This window comes from [Lactobacillus] timonensis (assembly GCF_900240275.1).
Taxonomy (GTDB): domain Bacteria; phylum Bacillota; class Bacilli; order Lactobacillales; family Lactobacillaceae; genus Limosilactobacillus; species Limosilactobacillus timonensis.
Map to the genome: position 1 here is coordinate 584,675 of NZ_LT964761.1, position 21,099 is coordinate 605,773.

Genomic DNA, 21,099 nt, shown 5'->3' on the forward strand with positions numbered 1-21,099 from the left:
AGGCAATTACATATGGCAAAGAAGAAAATGATTCTTGATCTCGACACTGGTGTGGACGACGCCCTGGCGATCGCCTACGCTACTGCTGCTCCAGATGTCGACTTAATCGGGATTGTTTCATCATACGGGAACAACACCCTGGACGTCTGTGCCAAGAACGCCCTGAAGCTGCTGGAATTGCTGGGACAAACTCAGGTTCCTGTTTACAAGGGTCTTCCGCATTCAAGTACGAGCGACCACTTTGACGTTATGCAGGTTTCAAAGGATATCCACGGTAACAACGGGATCGGGGAAGTCGACCTGCCAGAACCAAAGCGTCAGTTGGAAACTGAATCCGGGGTGGACTTCTTTATTGAAGCGGCTCACAAGTACGGCAAGGACCTGATCATCGTGCCAACTGGTCCGATGACCAACCTGGCTGCTGCGATCGAAAAGGACCCTGAAATCACCCACCTGATTGGCAATGTCACCTTCATGGGTGGTGCCCTGACGGTTGAAGGTAACGTTACTGACGTTGCCGAAGCCAACATCAACCAGGATGCTAAGGCTGCCAACACTGTTTTATCCAGTGACTTGCCACAGACGATGGTTGGCCTGGACGTTACCCTGCGGACCTTGCTGACCAAGAAGGAAACGCAAAAGTGGCGTAACCTTGGTACCAAGGCCGGAAAAGCTTACGCTGACATTACCGACTTCTACATTGATGCCTACTACAACCTTGACATCGACAAGAATGGTTGTGCCCTGCACGACCCACTGGCAGTTGGTGTGGCCCTCGATCCATCATTCGTTTCCACCATTGCCCTCCACATGAAGGTTAATTACGGTGAAAAGAACTACGGCCGGACTATCGGTGACAACAGCCGCTTGAACGACCCGAACCCGAACGTTAACGTTGCGGTTAACGTTGATAAGGACCGTTACCTCAAGCAGTTCATGGAATACCTGACTGGTCTGTTTGAACAGCACTAGTCTTCATTAAGAGGAAAACGCGGGATGCGGTGATTGCACCCCGCGCTTTTATGTTGCTGCATAATTGCCGCCAACACGCGAAATAAGGTATAATGTGACGCGATAACGGAGGATACCATGGAAAACCTAACAACTATTTTATATTTATTGATCGCCGTCCTGTGCGCCAACATTATCCACGCACTGTACCCGAAAATACCCCTGGCCTTGTACCAGATTGCGGCCGGCGCATTGCTGATTTTGTCACCATTTCACACTAGTCATATTGAGCTGGATCCCGAGATCTTTATGATGCTGATCATCGGTCCACTCCTGTTTAACGACGGGCAAAAGCAGTCGATTCGCAAGCTGACTTACCACCTGCGGTCTATTTGGTCGATGGCCATCCTCTTAGCCATCGTCACCGTTGGCGTTATTGGTGTCGGCTTACACCTGGGAATGCCGCATAAGTTTTCGCTCCCAGCCGCTTTCATGCTGGCAGCGATCGTTACCCCGACCGACGCAGTGGCAGTTAAGTCGCTAACCACCATGGTGTCCATGCCAGAGAACGTCAACGAAGTCCTGGAATACGAATCGCTCTTTAACGACGCTTCCGGGCTGGTCCTCTTTAACCTAGCGGTGGCGACACTAATTAGTGGTGACTTCTCCTTCATCAACGGGATTGCCACTTTCCTCTACGTCTTCTTTGGCGGCATCATCGTTGGTCTCCTCCTCGGGGCGCTAATCGTCAATCTGCGGTTGTGGATGTTGCAGGAACACGCTGATATCTCTAATATTGACCTGCCAATTAACCTCCTAACGCCAATCGTGGTTTACCTGGCAGCCGAAGAAATTCATGTTTCGGGGATCATCGCCGTTGTCGCGGCCGGCATTGCTCACAGTATCTGGTACGAACGGCTCCACTTGACTTCATCGGAACTGCAGATCTCCAGCCGCAGCACCTGGCACCTCATTACCGATGTTTTGAACGGGCTGGTCTTTGCTCTCCTTGGGGTGACATTGCCGAACATCTTTAAGGGCGTGTCTGCAGCTTCCTTCATGAGGGTCTTAATCATAGCTGCCCTCGTTTACGCAGCCATGACTATTCTCCGCTACTTGTGGGCCCGCACTGACATTGTCAAGCTTTGCTCCGACCCTGGTGCCGCCAGAAAAGAAGCCCTCCTGTTAGCCATTGGTGGTGTTCACGGAACAATTGCCCTGGCGATGGCCTTCTCCATGCCAGCGACCATCAGTGGCAGTCCCCTTCCTTACCGCAACCAGTACATCTTAATCACCACGGTGGTGATCTTTGTCAGCCTGCTTGTCGGAACGATCTTTTTCCCGATGCTGCTGCCACAAAAGAAACTGGGCTATGAACAGCAGGACTTCAATGACCACCTGGTAGCCAGCGTTTACGCGGCAATCAACTACCTTAAGGGTGTTGATGACGACCACAGTAATGAGGCCAACATCGTCCAAAACAACCTCAGCAGCCAGTTGCGTGAACACGTTCACATCGACCGCCGGGAATTCGAAGAGCTGCTCGATGGTGCCCAAAAGATCGAATTAGCAACCGTTGACCGTCTTCACGATGAGGAGGCAATCGATGATGAGCAAGCTGAACTGTATAGCCGCTTCTTCGCTAAGATGCTAGCTTACAATCAGCGTAATGTAATGCGCAACTACTTCTCATTCATCTGGCACGGCTTCCAACGACGCCGGAAGCGACGAGAAATCCAAAAACAAATTCCCGCTGAGCAATTACAAAAACACATTCTTGACAACCGCGACGCCTTTTGCATGATCGTCAGGGAAGTGAATCAGGCAGTTGATGACTACCTTGATCAGCAGGCTAACAGCAAGAACCAGGAAGAGATTTATAACATCAAAATGATTTATGCGAACCGAATTCAGATCTTTAACCGGCAAAATAAGCTCAACACCGACTTACTGAATAAGCTCTTTCTCGATTCGTTCCGGGAAGAACATAACTATGTCAGCAAGCAGCTAGCCAACGGTACGATTAACCGTGACTTGGCGAACGCCTTAAACAAGCAGATCTCCACAGATGAACTCGTCTACATGCAGTCAATCGAATAGAAAAGAAGCCCGTTACCGTTCAAAATTTGAGCGCAACGGGCTTTACTATATTTCTAGTGAACATAGCGATTTAAGAATTGCTGAATATGTCGCCGGTACTGCTGTGGTTGAGTCTGGAAAGACTTAGCGTGCTGGGCGCCCTTAACCACCCAGAGCTCTTTTGGTCCCCGCGTCGCCTGGTAGTTCTGGTAAACCATACTGGTCGGAACAAAGGTATCCTTGGCCCCGTGGATAAAGAGCATCGGCCGGTGGTTGTGGTGGAGCGACTCCACGGCACTAGCCTCGCCAAGGTAAAAGCCATTGAGGATTCGGTTGTAGACGCTCATCGTCTTCTCCAGTGGCCAGGCAACAGCAACTGGCAAGTGATAGAGGTCGCGGGCCTCGTGGGTGATTTCATTCATGACGGTATCGTACCCGCAGTCTTCAATGAAGGCCTTGACCTGGTGAGGTAGTTTAGTGCCGCTCGTCATCATCGTGGTGGCCCCACCCATGCTGACCCCAAACATCACAATCCGTGAGTCCTGACCATTGTGTTTGATAATCCGGTTAATCCAACGTTGCTGATCACGGCGTTCGGGCCAGCCATAGCCAATCAGGTGCCCCTCGCTTTGGCCGTGTGCTCGCGCATCAGGTAGGAGAACATTATAGCCCAGCTGGTGGAACATGGCGGCATAGGCACCCATCGATTCCTTGCGATTCATAAAACCGTGACAGATCAACACTGTTTTGTTGGTTGGCTGGGCAGCCGGAACGTAATCGGCGACTAGCTGGTCGCGGTCATTGGCTGCCATTATTGTCCAGTGCTGTTTCTTAACATCCTGGAACCATTTTTCTTCACGGTACAGCCGGTCGCGCTTGCTGATTGGGCGGTTTTTAATAAAGGTTTTCGGGCTGCGAACGATCGCCACGTGGTAAAAGTAGGCGGCACCACCAAGATCAGCGACCACCAAGATTGCCGCTACCCACAGAAATAATTTCCGCCAAAAGTGTTTCCTCTTCCCCTGCTTCATGCACAACACCCCGTTCACTTCATAATGGTTGATATTTTAACACGTCTAATTAAATGGTAAAATAATAATTATAAGGAAGGTGAGGACATGTTTCCTGAAAGATTACGGGCACTGCGCCGTGGCGAGAGAATTACCCTCAAGGAACTGGCAACGGCCTTAAATGAAAACTTAGGGCCGGGTGAACGACCAAACACGGCCTCCCAGATTGGTAACTGGGAACGCGGTATCCGAACGCCAAACTACATTGAGGCGCGCAAGCTCGCGGAATACTTTGACGTTAGCCTCGACTACCTGACTGGCAAGTCGGACCGTGATGACTACGATTTAGGCAAGCTCTTTTTCTCCGGCAAGGACCTTTCGTTTAATGGCAAAAACCTCACCAGCGAAGACCGTTACGAAATTTTCCAGTTAATCGACGGCTACATGAAGGGCCGCGAAAACCGGAAAGATACCGATAAGTTCTATGGTCGCCAGGGCGAATTGAACCTGCATTTCAATAACTAATCATGAAGCTTCAGAAGAAAAAACAACTGAAAAAGCGACTGAGAAACCTCCACCAGCAAAGTCGACAGGCCCCCTATATTGAGCAACTAGCCAAGGACGGGCAATTATTTACGGACATCCCGGAAGTTAAGTTTTTGATCAACAACGTCCTGGAAAGCGACCGCCTCATTAGCAATGGCCTCTTACCCCAGCAACTGCCCAAGCTGCTCCTACCTGACGATATTCAGGACCGGATTTACAAGCGGCTGGCTAGTAAGTACCCGGCAGGTGATCCGGTTGGCGACCGGCTGTGGGACCAGTACACAGCCGCCCTCCCCGAAGTTGACCGCCTCCTGCGTAACTACCGCGACTACCTCGAAGATACCTATGGGATGTGGTCGTACACCAGCGCGCCATTTATCGCTGCCTTGAGCGACTACCTGGCAGGCCAGCCGGTTCTTGAAATCATGGCTGGCAACGGCTACATTTCGCGCGGCTTGCGCCAGCATAATGCCAGTCAGCGAGTAATCACCACTGATAGCAAGACCTGGGTCAACGAAAACCAGACTGGCCGCCACCCAGTGACAACGGTAGCAAAGCTCGATGCCCTGACTGCCATCAAGAAGTATGGTAATGAGGTCAAGTTCGTCATCATGTCGTGGTCTCCTGACAAGGTCGAAATTGACTGGCAGGTTCTCCAGTTGATCCGTCAAGACTTCCCCCACTTGCAACTGCTGGTCGTGGGCGAAAAAAACGGGGCGACTAATTCTGCGCATTTCTGGCGAGAAGCTCGCCTCAGCCAGAACGGGTTGGACAAGGTTAATCACCGTCTGCAATCGTTCGACTTAATTGATGAACAAGTTTATCTGGCTAAGTAAGCTTTTGTAATATCAGCACTCTGCAATTATTAGAAGGCATGGTCTAATGGTTGTGCAGTGCTTTTTTAGCATATTTTGTAATCGAATATTTTCCGATAAAGGTTGCCAATGTGGTCAAAGTAGACACGACCTATCTGTATATTTCTTGGGTGTCAATTCTTCAATTAACAGCTTTTTCTTCTTAGCAATACAATGCACGCCACCTCTGCGTATTTACAAATGGAAAAGTCTTTCCGGAGGTGCCTTATGAAAGCAAATAGGCCAGCTTATGGCTTTACTGAAGACAAGGTCTTTGGCTGGGTGATGGAGAATCAGGAATTTTGTCGCTTTGTCCTCCAAACCATTCTTCCCCAGCTGGATATTATTGAAGTCCAGAACCTGCCCCTGCAAAAGGAATTACGCAACACCGACCGCCAAGCCAAGGATGTCCACTTGGATATCCTGGTCCGCGACCAACGTAACCGCGTCTACAATGTGGAAATGCAGGTTGCCGACCATGATAACTTAGGTCAACGAATGCGCTACTACTTATCCAAGGTTGATGCCCACTACACGTTAGAGAAAAGTAAATCCTATAATGAACTTCTGCTAACCTATATCATTTTTCTCTGTGATTTTGATTATCCCGGACAAGGGCGGATTCGCTACGTTTTCCATGAGTACGAAGATCATGATAAATCACTAGTGTTGCCAACTAATTCGACGAAAGTTATCATTAATGCAAAGGGCCAGCTTGCCGGTAATAGCCAGGATTTGCAAAACCTAATAAAGCTCATACGTGGTGAACCCATCAGTGGTAGCAAGCACTTTGATTATGCACAGCAAAAGATCAGAGCAATTAATGATGACCCGCAAAGGAGGGCGCAGATCATGGATTATGAAACAAAATTGCTTGAACGCGAACAATTGGGATAAAAGCAAGGAAGCCAACAAAAAGCGCTTAAAATGACTAGAAACACCATTAAGCAGCTCAAGGCTGCTGGCTTTGACGCTCAAGCAACCTATTCCTTCATTAAGAAATTGGCTACTGGATTAAGTGATGACACCCTTCACGACATGGTGGATCAATATTACTAATTGAAAGGCAACCAAATACTAATATAACTTTCCTTTGAACAAACCAAAAAAGCCGTGGCGAAGAATCGTCACAGCTTTTTTTGTGTCTTGATACTATCTCAGGAACGATCCCGCAGTTCACATACGACCCGTTCCGGGCACCCCGCAATCCGGCGGGTTAACATGCCCCACTCTGAAATGTCATGCAACCAATTAGGGTTGGTTGCGGACCTCTCAGCTCATCGCAACTTTTACCTTAACACCGTTGACGCTAACTTGCAACTTACTTGCTGGACTTGGTAGTCCGCCGCCGACGGGGGTTTTTTTTCTTCCGGGTTGTTTTCTTAGTCGTCTTCTTCGGCTTTTTAGCGGTTTCCTTCGCCTTCTCTTGGTTTTCCTTAATCGCAGCCAGGTGTTGGCTAACCCACTGCTGGGCCTTCATCACTGACTGGTCTGGTTGCTGGGCAAACTCGTCTGCCGTGTTTAGCAGGTCGATCCGCAGGTGGGAAGCGTTAACGTGCTCCGCCTCCATTACCAGGTAAACATTGACTGGTTGGGGCTCGTCACCACTGATTAATTTGGGGTCAAGCCGCTCCGCTTCGGCCATCGGAACATTAATGAGGTTAGTTTCCAGCCGCAGTGCCACGTCCTCGCCTTCACCACTAACGTTCCACTGGTAAGCAGCCAAAAAACCGCTCTCCAGTTGTTCAGCAATAAATGCCAAACCATCATGGAGGCTTGCCAGCTGTTGCACACTAACCGCGGTCGCCGCTACCTCCTTCACCTTGGCGTTGGCTAACTGCTCAAGATAATCACTTACGCTTAGTTTCATGAGCTAACTTCTCCCTTACTTTCTTCCGGTCATAATCTAGTCGCTGTTGAATACCATACCACACTCCGATGATGCTAACGAATATGCCAATCACACAGAGCACTTCGATCGCCAAACCGTAAGCCGAGGCCCGCGGGTGAACGGTAATAAAACCACCATAGTCGGCAAAGGCGTAGTAAATCATCACCAGAATAGTAACGTAGCCGCAAAAGCGCATCCGTAAGGCGGCGAGCCCAACGACTACCACCCACAAAACAACGATCAACAGAACTCGCCAAAGGACTTCTCCACTGAGCAGCGGTGTTCCTTGTTGGTGAAACATTGCGAGGTCAACAATGACCGCAATAATCATCGAGATTAGCGAAAAGGCAATTAGTTTTGAAACGTTTTTCATAAAAACTCCTCTTAATTAAAAATCGCGATGGGCTCGTCTTTAACGACATTGTCCCAAACAGAGTCGATTTGACTTGGGCGGACGTTAAGACAACCATGTGACCCATTAGTCTGCCATTCGTGAGCTCCCCACCTGGTTCGCCAACTGGCGTCGTGAATACCGCAACCCTCCTCGGTAAATGGCATCCAGCGGCTCACCTTGCTGGCGTAGTCGCTCCCGTTACTATTCTTACCACGGAGGACACTCGGGCTTTGCTTGTAGCCAATGTAGAAAACTCCGGTCGGCGTATTATCGTGGCCGTTATTGGTCCCCGAGACGATGTCGACGCTGGCCACGACTTTGTTATCCTTATAGACCCACATATGCTGCTGGCCAAGAGAAACTGCAATGTAATTCTTGCCAAGGCCGTCATTAGCTTCGACCCCATAGCCAGTCCCGTTGGGATTAAAACCAACACCCTTGAGATAGTTCTTACCAGCAACCGTCTTTTGATTTCCGGTCAGCGCATTGATCACGGCTGCAGTAGCTTTCGAAACGTTAAGTTGCCAACCGTAAGTATTCCCCCGGACGTTAACCTGACCGCTAGGCGTGGTAACAGTGTAATTCTTCAATAACGTCATCTGCTGGTGGTTAATCGTCGTCAACCGCCGCGCGATAGCCGTTTGGTCAACTTGGTACTGGCCATTCAAATAGGTCGTACCGTCTAACACGTCATTGGCCTTAAAAGTGTAATCATGCCCGTTTAGGGAAAAGTTCACTGCCCGCCCGCGAAGACTGCGCAGAGCTTTCTTCGCTTCGTCGGCTCCCTGGTTATACTTTTGAAAGTGTTCGTGGTGCGGTCGCGGGAAGTAATGGCGTTGCTGGTCAAACAGTTTTTGAACGTCGGCCGTGGATAAGAGCTTTGCTTGTCCGCCAGCCTTTCTGATTACTCGCCCGTTTTCAAAAAAGTAGGTACCACCCTGCGCACGATTAACCTTCTGCTTAGCCTCCGCAACTGTCAAACCGCCCACTTTAACGTGGTTAATAGTTACGCCTGACCCAAAGTACTTAGCAGTTCGCGTTTCGTAAAGACCAATCGCGCCAACAATAATGATGGCGGCGAACCCCGCAACAAATTTCTTACTGGGTTTCATATTTCCTCCACAAATAACTTTTTAAGTGTTGATAACGTTATTTTATCACGTCTCATTGTATAATTGACTTGAAGACTATAGCAAGTTTGGAGGGATTAGGATGAATAAGAGTCAGCACCAAAAAATTTTAGTACCAGTTGATGGTTCGAAAATCACCCCGCGCCTGATGGACCGGGCAATTGAAGTGGCTAAGCAAAACCACGCAACGTTAGACCTCTTAAACGTAATTCAAATCGACCAGATGACTGACGGTTTCGCCTCCACGATGGAAATTGATGAGGACGGGACGTACGTCATGGTGAAAACGATTGAAGAGCGGCTTGATGACCTCAAGCAGCGTGCGGTCAAAGCTGGACTAACGGACGTGCATATTCACATGCGTTTTGGCAGTCCTAAGGAAGTCATTGCCCGCGAATTTCCGCATGACCACCAGACCGACCTCACCATTATCGGGGCCACCGGTCTATCACGAGTTGAACGCGTCCTCGTTGGGTCAACAACCGCCTACGTCGTCCGCTACTCACCGTGTGACGTCATGGTTGTTCACTAATGTTAAGACAGTAAAAGGGTGCTGGCAGTTTTGCCAGCACCCTTTTGTCATGGAGAAAATGTCATTAGTTCAAGCTATCCTTAACTAACTTTTCAACATCCTCCTGGGTATCCATATCAAGCGCCTTTTCAACCAGGGCTGCACAGTCCTTCGTGTCCAGCTTGCTCATCATGCTCCGGGTCCGCAGGATGGAAGTTGCACTCATTGAGTACTCATCCAAGCCCATCCCCATCAGCAATGGCAAGGCCAGTTCATCACCGGCCATTTCGCCACACATTGCTGCCTTGGTGTTGTGACGGTGAGCAGCCTTGATAACATGGTTGATTAAACCAAGGAAAGCCGGGTTCAGTGGCTGGTAAAGGTAGGAAACAGCATCGTTACCACGGTCAGCAGCGAAATTGTATTGAATCAGGTCGTTAGTCCCGATGGAGAAGAAGTCAACTTCTTCAGCCATCTTGTCAGCGTTAATTGCTGCCAGTGGCACTTCAATCATCATTCCAATCTTGACGTTCTTGCCAATGCCCGGGTGATCCTTTTGTAATTCTTCAACACATTCGTTGTAAACCTTCTTGGCAGCCCGCAGTTCAGCCAGCGTCCCGATCATTGGGAACATGATTGAAATGGGGCCGAATTCAGAAGCACGGATCAAAGCACGCAGTTGCGGCTTGAAGATCTTTTCTGGGTCGTGCAGACTAATCCGGATAGCACGGTAACCCAAGAACGGGTTCATTTCCTTCGGCAGTGGCAGGTAGTCCAGCGGCTTGTCCCCACCAATGTCCAGGGTCCGGACAACTACCGGCTTGCCCTTCATGCCGACAACGGCCTTCTTGTAGGCTTCAAATTGTTCATCCTCAGTTGGCATGTGGTCACTGCCCATGTAGAGGAATTCGGAACGGAAGAGTCCAACACCGTCAGCACCCTGCTTAACGGCATCGACAACGTCATCCGGCGTCCCAATGTTAGCAGCAATTTCAAAGTCCTTGCCGTCTTTGGACTTGGAAGGAGCATCGACCATCTTAGCCCACTCAGCCCGTTCCTTTTCAAAGTCAGCAGCTTTCTTTTGGTATTCATCCACTTCATCATCACTCGGGTCAACGATGGCATCACCATTCAAACCATCAACGATGATCTGCTGGCCAGACTTAACACTGGAAGTAATGTTTTCTGAACCAACGATTGCCGGAATCCGCAGAGTCCGTGACATGATAGCAGCGTGGCTAGTCCGGCCACCGAGGTCGGTAACCATCCCCTTGACGAACTTCTTGTCCATCTGTGAAGTGTCAGACGGAGTAATTTCGTGGGCAACGATAACCACTGGCTTGTCAATAGCAGCAATGTTTGGCAGTTGCTTGCCCAGCAGGTGGCTTAATGCCCGCTTTTCAACGTCCTTCACGTCAGCCGCACGTTCTTGCATGTACTGGTTATCCTTCATGGCAGCCAGTGTGTCTGAGAACATATCCATGACGTCAGTCGTTGCCTGTTCAGCAGTAATCTTTTGACCTTCGATTTCCTGCTGAATCTGCTTCTTCATTTCAGGGTCAGACAAAATCGCAATGTGTGCATCGAAAACGGCCAGTTCGTCGTCCCCCAGACGGTCCTTGGCGTTTTCCTTAATCTTGTTTAACTCGTCGATTGAGTCAGCAAACGCCTTATCAACCCGCTGGTATTCGGCATCAGTATCTTCAATCTTCTTCTTATCAAAACTCAGGTCCGGGTCAACCAGCAGGTAGGCTTCGGCAATCCCGATACCATCACTGGCAGCAATCCCTTTAACAACTTTAGACATTACAAATTCTCCCTTCAGCTTATGAGCGCTTACATCAAAGCTGATATTATTATACAACGAATTGGTCCATTTGTGACTGACCAACTATCGTTCTTGTTAGTTTTCCCGCTTAGCGTGATCCTTGCTGTGGGCGTTGTTCTGCCCGTAGTAAGCGTTCTTCCCGTGCTTGCGGTAGTAGTGCTTATCAAGCAGGTACTGTGGCAGGTGAATGTTAGAGCGGTTAAGCATCATGGAGTGGTAGTCTTCTTCAGCGACGACTTCCAGCACCTTCGCGTTGTACACCGCCTTGGCTGGCGTCGGACCCCAGGTGAATGGGCCGTGTTGCATCACTAATGCTGCCGGAGTGGCTTCGTAGTCCAGATGGCGTTCCTTAAACGACCGAATGATGACCTTCCCGGTGTTGCCTTCGTAGTCTTCCTCGATTTCTTCCTTGGTCAACGCGTCGGCGGCTGGTACGTCGGTGTAGAAGGTGTCGGCATGCGTCGTGTTCAAAGCCGGGATGTCCATCCGGGCAGCGGCAAAGGACACCGCCCACGGTGAGTGGGTGTGGACGATCCCGCCGATCTTGGGGAAGTGGTTGTACAAGTAAGTGTGGGTTGGCGTGTCAGATGACGGGTTGAGGTCGCCTTCCACCACTTCCCCCTGCAGGTTAACGACCACCATGTCGTCAGGCGTCAGTTCGTCGTACGGGACCCCGGACGGCTTGATTACGTAAAGCCCTTTTTCGCGATCAATCCCGGAGACATTCCCCCAGGTAAAGGTTACCAGGCCGAGTTTTGGCAACTGCATATTGGCATCGTATACTTCTTTTTTCAGTTCTTCTAACATCGTTCTCTTCTCCTTACTTTTCGATTGGTTCCTGGTGAATGCCGACGCGGGCAAAGATATCGTCAAAATAGGCTTTGGCCGCCTTTACTTCGCGAGTTGGATCCGCGTCTCCGTTGTCGCCAGCCCACATTTCAATCGTGTAACTACCGTTGTAGTTCAGCCGGACTAACTCCTTGAGCAGGCCGTCAAAGTCAACACAGCCCTCACCGAACGGAACGTTCTTGAACTGCCCCTTAAAGGTTGGCGTGACAGCCTTGGTATCCTTCAAGTGAATGGCGGCGATGTTACCAGTGAACTTTTCCAGCTGGGCTGGCACATCGTTATCCGGCCAGGCCGACAGGTTCCCCAGGTCTGGGTAAGCCTGAAGCCATGGGCTATGAATCTGGGTCTTGTAGTGGGCAATCTTAGTCATCGAGTTAATGAAGGGGTCGTCCATCGTTTCGATTGACAACATAACCATCTTTTCGGCAGCCATGTGGACACACTTGGCCAGGNGTATTTTGGGAGGCATCGACGGTCCGGTCGATGCCTTTTCTATTTATTTTAAAGGAAAATGGATCTCAATGAAATCCGAAGATTTCATCGAGATCCATTTTTTATTAGGGACTTATGTCACAGCCCCCTTTTTTCTACCAATGAAGTAGTTCATGGTCGTCATTGGTGGAAATCTTAACTAGGTAAGCTGATTAACCCTTAATCAGTTCTTCAACCTTGTCAATTACTGAATCAGCACCGATCCCAGTCAGCAGTGGCAGACCGTTGATTACCGGAATCTTGATTTCATCGTTGTCGTACTGAGTGGTCGTGATGGCCATGTCAGCTTCGTCTGCCATTGAAGCAACTGATTGAACAGAAGTCTGAATCAGTTTGTAGTCTTGACCTTCTTCGTAACCACGAGCTTGCAGTTCTTCGTTCAGCTTGTTCATAGCAGTAGTACTAGTAACAACACCTGCACCGCAGGCAACAATAATCTTCTTCATCTTTTTAGCCTCCTAGCTAAGCTTGAATGACAACGTTAGTTCTTGGCAGCTTGAGCAGCTTCACTCTTCTTTTCATCGCGAATAATACAACGGTGGTTCCAGTAGAGCATGATGGCACAAACAACAACCCCAAAGATGTACAGAACCATCTTGTTGTGGGCCAGCTGGAACATCAGCCATGGGTAAGGGTTAGATTCGTAGTCGATTGAACCGATCAGCGTTGAACCCTTTGGAATAGCAAAGTGTGCAGCCCGTGCAGCCTTGGTGAAGAATGGCGACAGGTTAGTCCCGATGTACAGACCTAAGATGACATTAATTGCACCAATGATGAATGAACGGAAGAAGTCACCGTGAACAACGGAAACGATCAATGGGAACATGAAGACGAACCCGGTCAGACCGATCGTTGGCAGGAACTTGTTTCCTGGCAGAATGAACGCGAAGATCAGTGAAAGTGGAATCATCAACGTAGCACAAGCCAGAACAACTGGGTTACCGATACCAACAGCGGTATCCATCCCGATGTAGAACTTCCGACCACCGAAGTGCTTCTGCGTCAGCTTTTGAATAGCGTTAGAAACTGGAACAACCCCTTGCAGCAGCAATGCGGCCATCTTTGGCGTAATAATCATGATCGCTGACAGGGTAACAGCCATCAGCAGGATCTTACCGATCTTGGTAGGCCAGTCCATCCCTGGAACAGCACAGTAAGCTAAGAAACCAACCAGAATACCGATGATGAACCCTAACAGGGTTGGCTCACCCCAGCTACCAAACTTCTTGTTGAAGTCCTTGGCATCCAGGTGAATCTTGTTGACACCCGGAATCTTGTCGATAATCCAGTTAATAACAACGGCAAACGGAACGAATGAACCCGCGTACCCGTGTGGGATTGAAATCCCTGGCAGACCCAGGTACTTTTCAGACAGTGGTGCGGTCCGGTCGGCAGTGACCATGATAACGATCATGATGACACTGGCAGCAAACAGACTCAGGAACATGTCACTGGTCAAGGCGTAAATCAAACCACCAGTGAAGGCAAAGTGCCAGAAGTCCCAAATATCGACGTCGATCGTTTGCGTGGTCTTAGTAACCAGCATGATAACGTTAATAGCGATCCCCAGTGGAATCATCGTAACCCCAACCAGTGAACCGTAGGCGATGGCTGAAGCTGATGGCCAACCAACGTCGATAACTGACAGGTTCATGTGCAAAACCTTAATAATTTCCTTAACGGCTGGGTTCATAACACTGGTCAGAATCGACACGGTGGCGTTCAACCCAATGAAACCAATACCAACCATCAGGCCCCCACGAAGAGCCTTTGCAAAAGGTACTCGTAATACAAGTCCGAAAATCAGGAAGATAATCGGAATCATAACCGTTGGCCCCAAATCAACAATGTATTGAATGACATCAATAACTGCTTTCAACGTTTACACTCCCTTACTTGAAGTAATCCTTCAATTCCCCATACAACTTCTCGGAATCATCAATCTTAATCAGCTTTTCTAAATATTCTTGATTTTGGAATAATTGCATTAAGTTTTGTAAAAGCGTGACCTGACTGTGTGGTTCCTTCATCGCTAACATTGCAACAAAGCGGACGCTGACCGTCTGCGACTTATCTGCCATGTTGGCGAAATCAACTGCCTTCTTCAGTGAGGCAAAGACAATCGCTGATTTTTTCACGTACTTAACATCCGTGTGTGGCACGGCGACGCAAATCTCCCCACTTGGCAATCCAGTTGGATAAACCTTTTCTCGATCAAGAACCGCCTGCTTGTAGTCAGCATTAACATTGCCGTGTTTGTACAGGGCGTCTGCTAGTTGGCTGATGACATCAGTTGAATCCTTGGCGTCAAGTTGTGAAAAGACCAGTTGACTATCGATGTAGTTCACTTTCTATTCCCCCTCTCTCTTACGATTTAAATGATATCTGACCAAAGAAAGCGCTAATAGTGCAAAAGACCGTTTTCTAAACTGCACCGACTGCACTAGTGATTGCACCGAGGATTGCAGTTAACGCTTGTACCCGTTATTTTGCGGCGTTCGACGATCACTCGGTAAGGGAGCTAATTGGCCCAAAGTCGTTGAATATTTTTCAGTAAGTTTCATTATTTTTGGATAAACATACTTCAATTAACTAAAAAACCACCCTGGTTCAGTTGAACCGGGTAGTTTGATATCGGGTACTGCTCAAGCAGTATTTATTTCATTTCGGGATTGTCCGGATATTTCATTTCTGACCAAGAACCAAAGCCGTCGTGTAAGTGGCGTAACGAATCAGAGCCAGGAAGTGGCATGACGGTGTTAGCCGACGAGAAGACGTCGATCAATCCCCGTGTCCAACGGGTCTTTTCAACTTGTTCTGGTGTAATCTTAGTCAGCACTTCGTCACCATCGCCTTCTAAGATCCGTTCAGCAAAAGTCGGGTCAATCAAGTTTTCCCTCCCAACGGCAACCAGGTCAGCTAGCGTGGCGGCATTTTTTGCTGCTTCCTCACTATTTATACCGCCGACAATAATTTCCTTGGCCCCATTTAAGAATGGTTTGAAGAGAATCGCAAATGGTTTGTCGGAATCACAATACTTGGCGGCCGCCTCACCATCCTGGTCCATCAAGAGTGCATCTCCTGGCTTAGCATCATATTCCAGCATCGACAAGTGAAGGTAGTCCAGGTCGTAATCCTTAGTCAATTTATCAACCAGCTTGGTTGAATCATGCCAGGTGTAGCCAACATTTTGCCCGTGAATTTCTTCAGGTGAAATCCGGTAGCCAACGATAAAATCCGCTGGAGCGTACTTCTTAACCGTTTCGGTAACTTCCCTGGCTACTGCCAGTGGGAAGTTCATCCGTTTTTCTAGGCTACCGCCCCAGTGGTCAGTTCGCCGGTTAGAGTATTCCGAGAAGAACTGCTGGAGTAAGTAGTGGTTAGCCCCGTGAATTTCGACTCCGTCAAAACCGGCGTCAATTGCCCGCTTAGTAGCATCGCCAAACTCCTTAATCAGTTTTTCAATCTGTTCTTCGCTAAAGGCGTGCACTTTATATGGTAAGAACGGAAAGTCAATGGCACTTGGCGCGTAAACCGGCTTGCCATTCATTGCCCGGAAATTAGCTTCCCGGCCAACGTGGCATAGCTGCAGAATCGCCTTATTACCTGAGTGCTTAATGGCAGCAGCAACTTTCGTCAGTTGTGGAACAAACTTATCATCATAAACCGCCAGTTGTTCACGACCGCGACGCCAAGTCAGGGCAGGCCCACCATTTTCGTCAACGTACATGTACTCAGTGACAATCATTCCACCAGCGTGGGACCGCGCGTGATAATAATCAATCGTATCCTGAGTAGCAAAACCGTCTTCACCGCTGTTAGTCAGCATCGGTGCCTGAACAAAACGGTTGACTACCGTCGCACCATGCCGAAAGGTTAGGGATTCATTCAAGTTTGACATTATTGTCTCCTCCTTATTGGTTAAAAGACCTTACCTTCTTATCGTAAATTGAAAGCGCATTCTTTGCAAGAAAAACGCAAACCGCGGCCCTTGATAGACCGCGGTTAATATACATTGATTAAAATTTACAGTTCAACATTAGCAAATACCGCAAAGACCGAGCACAATCCCCAGTACCATGATACCGAGCATGACCCAGTTGATGTTGACATGCTTCTTGTAAAGCAGCCAGAAAGCAACTAGGGTAACCGCCAACGGCACGATGCCGACAAACAGTTGGTCCAGGTAAGTTTGGATCTTCATAACCTGCTTGCTGCCTTGGACAGTAACTTGCAGGATCGTCTTAAACTTGACGTTGGAAGCCGTCATCGATCCCATCATCATCAGCCCCAGCAAGCTGGAAACCTTGGTCAGGATCTTCATCCCGCCGGATTCGTATAAGCGTTCAATGAATGTCGTCCCGACAGAGTAACCACCGTACAGTGAGTAGTATTGAATAATCATTGCAGGAATGTTGTACAGCAGTAAGAAGACGATCGCACCCATTGCAGAACCGGCACTAGCTAATGAAATACCAATCCCGGCAGCCACAACCCGGAGGATTCCCCAGAAGAACGAGTCACCAATTCCGGACAGCGGACCCATCAGGGAAGCCTTAACGGCGGTGATGGAACTATCATCAAAGTTTTCATTCTGGCTGTTTTGCTTTTCCATTGAAGCAACCAGCCCGACAATAAAGTCGTTCAAGTGCAACGTAGCGTTAAACCATGCCGTGTGACGAACCATGGCCTTCTTCCGACCTTCAGGATCGTCCTTGTAGAATAGGTCGATAATCGGCATGATGCTCCACAGGAAACCACAGGCGTGGTACTGAGTGGCACCGGTCCGTGAAGCGTTCATCGCGTATGACCGCCAGAAGACCCGGCGCATTGCTTTTCTTTCAGCAGGTTCTAGATTTTTAGTTAATTTCATGAGAAGAAGTCCTCCTCTTCATCTTCCTTGCTTTCGTTAGCGTTGGCAGCGTGACCACCATTGTTAACCCCTTCGGCAGCCATCTTGTTCAAACGCAGTTCGTTTTGGGCCACAACCACACAGATAACGATCCCGATAACAGCCACGGCAACGGCTGGCAGCTTGATATAAGCAGTCAGTACAAAGCCCAGCAGGTAGTAAACAGCCAGCTTATTGTCCCACAGCAGTTTCATCAGCATGGCGAAACCAACGGCTGGCAGCAGACCACCAGCGGCGTTCAACCCGTTCATGACTGGTTGTGGAATGTTCTTAACAAAGGCGTTTACTGGGCCACTCCCGGCTAAAATACCGGCGAAAGTGACCGATGAAATAATGAAGTAGTAGAAGACCCATGTCCCCCACTGAAGGACGTTCAGACCAGCTTCACTACCCTCAGCAGTAACTTTGTCCATTACTGGTGCGAAAATGTTGAAGAAGACGTTCTTCAAGAACATAACCATGAAGGCGGCCAGCATCCCAATTGGAATAGCCAGTGTCAGGGCAGCACCCTTGCTAACCCCGGCCGTAATGGCAAAAGTAGTCGAAATAGCGGTGGCAGTTACTGGTTCGGCAGAAATAACACCACCAATGTTAACGTTCCCCAGGAAGATGGCTTCCAGCGAAGCACCCATCAAAATCCCCTGGCGCATGTCGCCCATCAGCAAACCGGTAACTAAACCGACGACCAACGGACGCTCCAACATACTTTGTCCGGTCAGGTAGTTCCCACCGAAACAAATGAAAACTGCTAATGCAGCTAATAATGCATGTGTAAGCATATAATTTCTCCCCTTAGTTCAGCTTCTTCAGTGCTTCGGCGAGGTCGAGGCGGGCATTGCTTGGCAAAACTTGGTTGTAAGTATCAACCCGGTCTAAGGCAGCTAATTCCTTAGCAGCCTTTAATTCATCAGGGTTCAATTGAACACTGTGGAACACTTCAACCTTGCTCTTCGGGTCAGACTTGTCAAACCGGCCGGCGTTCGCAACGTTCACCGCTTCAATGTCTTCCACGTTTTGAGCAATCTTATTAGCGTCAGAAACACAGTTGCAGATACCAAAAATCCGCTTGTTCTTACCACGATGGTCGTTAAAAATCCGAATAGCATCGTCCACGGAACGGATGAGCAGTTTCATTCCATCGGGAACGGCCATCTTCAGCGTCATCTGCATCACTTTATCCTTAGCGGCATGGTCATTAGCCACTACCAGCAGGGGAGTATTTAATTCCTTGGTCCAAACCACTGCGACCTGACCGTGAATTAACCGGTCGTCCACTCTTAGCTGTGCTAACATTCAAATTCCTCCCAAATATTAATCAAAGAAGTCATCGTCATTATCGTCATTAGCTTGTGTATTCCACTGAACCGGCTTAATGGCACTTTCATCAATCAGTTCCTTAATCTTGTCGTCACTGAGCTTCGTTCCTTCAGGCAGAAGTAAAATTGAAAGAATAATAGCTAAATTGGAATTGGCAATCAGGAAGATATTGCCCTTGCCCTTAGGAACAAGCCGTGTAACAACCTTTTGGTTAACAGAACCACCATACAGGTCAGTGAAAATCACCGCTTGTTCATCATCAGAAACACTATCAATGAACTCATCAATTTTTGGCGTGTAGTCAGAATTATCAAGGTAGGCATCAATGACCTTCACGGAGTCTCCTTTACCGGTCAAGATATTGATGGAACTTTGAAAACCACTAGCAAGCTTGCCGTGCGTCGCAATCAAATATTTCATTTTTCATCCTCCTCTTTTCTGGTATGGTTCAATACTACCATAATCATCTGATCAATGAAAGCGCTATCTGCAACAGATATCGCTATTAAGGATTAAAAAAATTAAAATATAAAAAAATACATCTAACTAATCCCGGTAAAAGGTATAGTTAGGTGTACTGTTTACTATAGCGCTTTCATTTAGAAAAATTCCCTAAATTTCTAAAGTCTTTTGATTATAGAAATCTACTTTAACTTGTTCAGGACTCAGTGACAATTTCATGATGGCACCATTGTCCGGTCCTTCGTAGTCGTCACGTTCGCCATAACGGCAAGCAATGTAGCGGATAATCGAGCCGTGTGCGGCAACGACAACGTTGCTGTTGTCCGCTAGTTGACGTAAAAACTCCATCGCTTGATCGCAGCGCTGGTTTAACTGCTGGCTGTCTTCAGCCAGGTGAGCCGGGTCCGCTTCGTGCAGCAAATCGTGCAGTTTCGGCATCCCGTACTTATCGATTACCTGGGACAGCCGACGCATCCGATCACCTGCTAAGTGACTGGCCCAAATCGCCCCTTCTTCGTTGCTGTGCCCTTCAAAGGATCCATAGAAAACTTCCCGGAAAAGCTTGCTTTGGGTTGGTTCCGTTATCGTTGATTTTGGGTGGTTCTTGATCAAAATCCGCGCAGTATCTACTGCCCGTTTGAGATCACTTGAAAATAAGTAGTCAATCTGAAGCGGTGCCAGCTCGCGGCCAACCTTGGCAGCGTCTTCCTCACCTTTCTCCGTTAGTGGCGTATCTGACCACCCCTGAAGCCGGGCAAACATATTAAAGTAAGTCTCGCCGTGCCGTACCATGTAAACATTAATTGCCATGATGTCCCTCCTTAGTCATAAGAACATCATACCATGCAAGCGGTTACGCCGACGACCTTTTTAAAGAGCTTAATATTTACCCAGGTTTGGCCAGGAAGTAATCAACGTCATGTCGCCTAACCATTGCCACTTATTAATCGTGACCGGCAAAATAAAGTGGTCCCCTTTAATTACATTATAGCTATAATCGCCAATTACTAGAGATCCAGAACCCGTCACAACTGAAACAAGTAAAAATGGCCGTGCTCTCATCTTCTCGGTAAGCGGCGTTTTAATACTTAATTTTTGCACTGTAAAGTAAGGTGAATCCTCACTTCCTACCAAAATAGTCACAGTTGATTCTTTATCACGCACCACTTGAGGTTTAATATGGGGAGCAACGAACGGCACAGTAATGACATCCTCCGATTTAGCAATATCCAATCGCCGTTTCTTCCCGTTTTGTCCAATTCGGTCATAATCATAAAGCCGGTAAGTAATATCAGAACTCTGTTGTGTTTCTAATACTTCGATTCCTTCCGTTAATGCATGAATAGTACCACTGGGAGTAAAAATAAAGTCACCCTGTTTGACCGGTAATCTTTTTAGCAATTTATCCCATTTGCCATCTTCAATCATTTCGTCTAATTCATCATGGCTTTTAGCTGTATGCCCATAAATAAGATATGCATCTGGCTTAGCCTTAAGAACATACCAGCATTCTGTTTTACCCAACGAATTTTCATTCTTTTTGGCGTACTCATCGTCTGGGTGTACTTGAATTGAGAGCTTATCATTAGCATCCAGAATCTTTGTTAGAATAGGGAATTTGGTTTCTTGGGGATGATCAAACAATTCCGGATGTTGTCGGTAAAGGACGTCCAACGTTTCACCAGCATAGGTGCCATTTTTTATGGTGCTTACCCCATGGGGGTGACCGGAGATAGCCCAGCATTCGCCAATTTTTCCATCAGGTATCTGATATCCAAAATCTCTTTCTAAATTACGACCACCCCAAATTTTTCGGTGAAAAACTGGTTTTAAAAATAACGGTGTTGAATCCATTTTTTATCTCCTTTTTGGC

General features: G+C 48.2%; 23 protein-coding genes and 1 pseudogene. 7 read left to right on the forward strand and 17 right to left on the reverse strand.

Features of this window, described 5'->3' with window-relative positions; genetic code table 11:
* Nucleotides 1-12 precede the first annotated feature (12 nt).
* Nucleotides 13-972, forward strand: coding sequence for a nucleoside hydrolase (locus C1710_RS02820; protein WP_102279805.1), 960 nt, complete (start codon nucleotides 13-15; stop codon nucleotides 970-972).
* A gap of 117 nt (nucleotides 973-1,089) precedes the next feature.
* Nucleotides 1,090-3,051, forward strand: a complete 1,962-nt coding sequence (locus tag C1710_RS02825) for a cation:proton antiporter (RefSeq protein WP_102279807.1) — start codon at nucleotides 1,090-1,092, stop codon at nucleotides 3,049-3,051.
* Nucleotides 3,052-3,104: 53 nt separating this feature from the next.
* Here C1710_RS02825 and C1710_RS02830 read toward each other — a convergent pair whose 3' ends face one another.
* Complete coding sequence (locus tag C1710_RS02830; RefSeq protein ID WP_102279810.1) at nucleotides 3,105-4,061, reverse strand: alpha/beta hydrolase; 957 nt, start codon at nucleotides 4,059-4,061, stop codon at nucleotides 3,105-3,107.
* Between the two features lie 87 nt (nucleotides 4,062-4,148).
* Here C1710_RS02830 and C1710_RS02835 point away from each other — a divergent pair, with 87 nt between their 5' ends.
* The 4 genes from C1710_RS02835 (at nucleotide 4,149) to C1710_RS08430 (ending at nucleotide 6,499) form a co-directional block, all read left to right on the forward strand.
* Nucleotides 4,149-4,565, forward strand: a complete 417-nt coding sequence (locus C1710_RS02835; protein ID WP_102279812.1) for a helix-turn-helix domain-containing protein — start codon at nucleotides 4,149-4,151, stop codon at nucleotides 4,563-4,565.
* Between the two features lie 2 nt (nucleotides 4,566-4,567).
* Entirely contained in the window at nucleotides 4,568-5,422 is an 855-nt protein-coding gene (locus tag C1710_RS02840) for an SAM-dependent methyltransferase (protein ID WP_102279814.1), read from the forward strand.
* A gap of 246 nt (nucleotides 5,423-5,668) precedes the next feature.
* Nucleotides 5,669-6,337, forward strand: coding sequence for an Rpn family recombination-promoting nuclease/putative transposase (locus tag C1710_RS02845; protein ID WP_180961286.1), 669 nt, complete (start codon nucleotides 5,669-5,671; stop codon nucleotides 6,335-6,337).
* A gap of 30 nt (nucleotides 6,338-6,367) precedes the next feature.
* Entirely contained in the window at nucleotides 6,368-6,499 is a 132-nt protein-coding gene (locus C1710_RS08430) for a hypothetical protein (RefSeq protein ID WP_268874809.1), read from the forward strand.
* 262 nt (nucleotides 6,500-6,761) lie between these two features.
* Here C1710_RS08430 and C1710_RS02850 read toward each other — a convergent pair whose 3' ends face one another.
* From C1710_RS02850 to C1710_RS02860, 3 genes are read right to left on the reverse strand one after another with little or no spacing between them, the layout of a single operon-like run.
* Nucleotides 6,762-7,310, reverse strand: a complete 549-nt coding sequence (locus C1710_RS02850) for a hypothetical protein (RefSeq protein WP_102279818.1) — start codon at nucleotides 7,308-7,310, stop codon at nucleotides 6,762-6,764.
* Nucleotides 7,291-7,704 (reverse strand): hypothetical protein, encoded by a 414-nt coding sequence (locus tag C1710_RS02855; RefSeq protein ID WP_102279820.1) that lies wholly within the window; start codon nucleotides 7,702-7,704, stop codon nucleotides 7,291-7,293. The genes C1710_RS02850 and C1710_RS02855 overlap by 20 nt, the downstream gene beginning before the upstream one ends.
* Before the next feature lie 11 nt (nucleotides 7,705-7,715).
* Nucleotides 7,716-8,837, reverse strand: coding sequence for a L,D-transpeptidase family protein (locus C1710_RS02860; protein ID WP_102279822.1), 1,122 nt, complete (start codon nucleotides 8,835-8,837; stop codon nucleotides 7,716-7,718).
* Nucleotides 8,838-8,937: 100 nt separating this feature from the next.
* Here C1710_RS02860 and C1710_RS02865 point away from each other — a divergent pair, with 100 nt between their 5' ends.
* Entirely contained in the window at nucleotides 8,938-9,387 is a 450-nt protein-coding gene (locus tag C1710_RS02865; protein WP_102279824.1) for a universal stress protein, read from the forward strand.
* Nucleotides 9,388-9,451: 64 nt separating this feature from the next.
* Here C1710_RS02865 and ptsP read toward each other — a convergent pair whose 3' ends face one another.
* From ptsP to C1710_RS02930, 13 genes and pseudogenes are all read right to left on the reverse strand, one after another.
* Nucleotides 9,452-11,173, reverse strand: coding sequence for a phosphoenolpyruvate--protein phosphotransferase (gene ptsP / locus C1710_RS02870; RefSeq protein WP_102279826.1), 1,722 nt, complete (start codon nucleotides 11,171-11,173; stop codon nucleotides 9,452-9,454).
* A 96-nt stretch (nucleotides 11,174-11,269) separates the two neighbouring features.
* Complete coding sequence (locus tag C1710_RS02875; protein WP_102279218.1) at nucleotides 11,270-12,001, reverse strand: L-ribulose-5-phosphate 4-epimerase; 732 nt, start codon at nucleotides 11,999-12,001, stop codon at nucleotides 11,270-11,272.
* Nucleotides 12,002-12,014: 13 nt separating this feature from the next.
* Nucleotides 12,015-12,494 (reverse strand): annotated as a pseudogene (locus tag C1710_RS02880) (TIM barrel protein); the annotation flags it as partial.
* Between the two features lie 193 nt (nucleotides 12,495-12,687).
* A complete protein-coding gene (locus C1710_RS02885) occupies nucleotides 12,688-12,981 on the reverse strand; it encodes a PTS sugar transporter subunit IIB (protein ID WP_102279828.1) in 294 nt (97 codons plus the stop codon).
* Between the two features lie 35 nt (nucleotides 12,982-13,016).
* A complete protein-coding gene (locus C1710_RS02890) occupies nucleotides 13,017-14,414 on the reverse strand; it encodes a PTS galactitol transporter subunit IIC (RefSeq protein ID WP_102279831.1) in 1,398 nt (465 codons plus the stop codon).
* Between the two features lie 13 nt (nucleotides 14,415-14,427).
* A complete protein-coding gene (locus C1710_RS02895; protein WP_235857958.1) occupies nucleotides 14,428-14,883 on the reverse strand; it encodes a PTS sugar transporter subunit IIA in 456 nt (151 codons plus the stop codon).
* A 308-nt stretch (nucleotides 14,884-15,191) separates the two neighbouring features.
* On the reverse strand, nucleotides 15,192-16,439 hold the full coding sequence (locus tag C1710_RS02900; protein ID WP_102279834.1) for an oxidoreductase: 1,248 nt from the start codon (nucleotides 16,437-16,439) through the stop codon (nucleotides 15,192-15,194).
* Nucleotides 16,440-16,574: 135 nt separating this feature from the next.
* Nucleotides 16,575-17,408, reverse strand: a complete 834-nt coding sequence (locus C1710_RS02905; protein ID WP_102279836.1) for a PTS system mannose/fructose/sorbose family transporter subunit IID — start codon at nucleotides 17,406-17,408, stop codon at nucleotides 16,575-16,577.
* A complete protein-coding gene (locus C1710_RS02910; protein ID WP_102279839.1) occupies nucleotides 17,405-18,226 on the reverse strand; it encodes a PTS mannose/fructose/sorbose/N-acetylgalactosamine transporter subunit IIC in 822 nt (273 codons plus the stop codon). Before C1710_RS02910 ends, C1710_RS02905 begins: the two co-directional genes overlap by 4 nt.
* Nucleotides 18,227-18,239: 13 nt before the next feature.
* The gene (locus C1710_RS02915) at nucleotides 18,240-18,740 is read right to left on the reverse strand and encodes a PTS system mannose/fructose/N-acetylgalactosamine-transporter subunit IIB (protein ID WP_102279841.1); all 501 of its coding nucleotides are present in this window, start codon (nucleotides 18,738-18,740) and stop codon (nucleotides 18,240-18,242) included.
* Between the two features lie 18 nt (nucleotides 18,741-18,758).
* Complete coding sequence (locus C1710_RS02920; protein WP_102279843.1) at nucleotides 18,759-19,184, reverse strand: PTS sugar transporter subunit IIA domain-containing protein; 426 nt, start codon at nucleotides 19,182-19,184, stop codon at nucleotides 18,759-18,761.
* Nucleotides 19,185-19,376: 192 nt separating this feature from the next.
* Nucleotides 19,377-20,036 carry a histidine phosphatase family protein gene (locus C1710_RS02925; protein ID WP_102279845.1) on the reverse strand — a complete coding sequence of 220 codons (660 nt, stop codon included), beginning with the start codon at nucleotides 20,034-20,036 and terminating at the stop codon, nucleotides 19,377-19,379.
* A 69-nt stretch (nucleotides 20,037-20,105) separates the two neighbouring features.
* The gene (locus tag C1710_RS02930) at nucleotides 20,106-21,080 is read right to left on the reverse strand and encodes a type I phosphomannose isomerase catalytic subunit (protein ID WP_102279848.1); all 975 of its coding nucleotides are present in this window, start codon (nucleotides 21,078-21,080) and stop codon (nucleotides 20,106-20,108) included.
* Nucleotides 21,081-21,099: the final 19 nt, after the last annotated feature.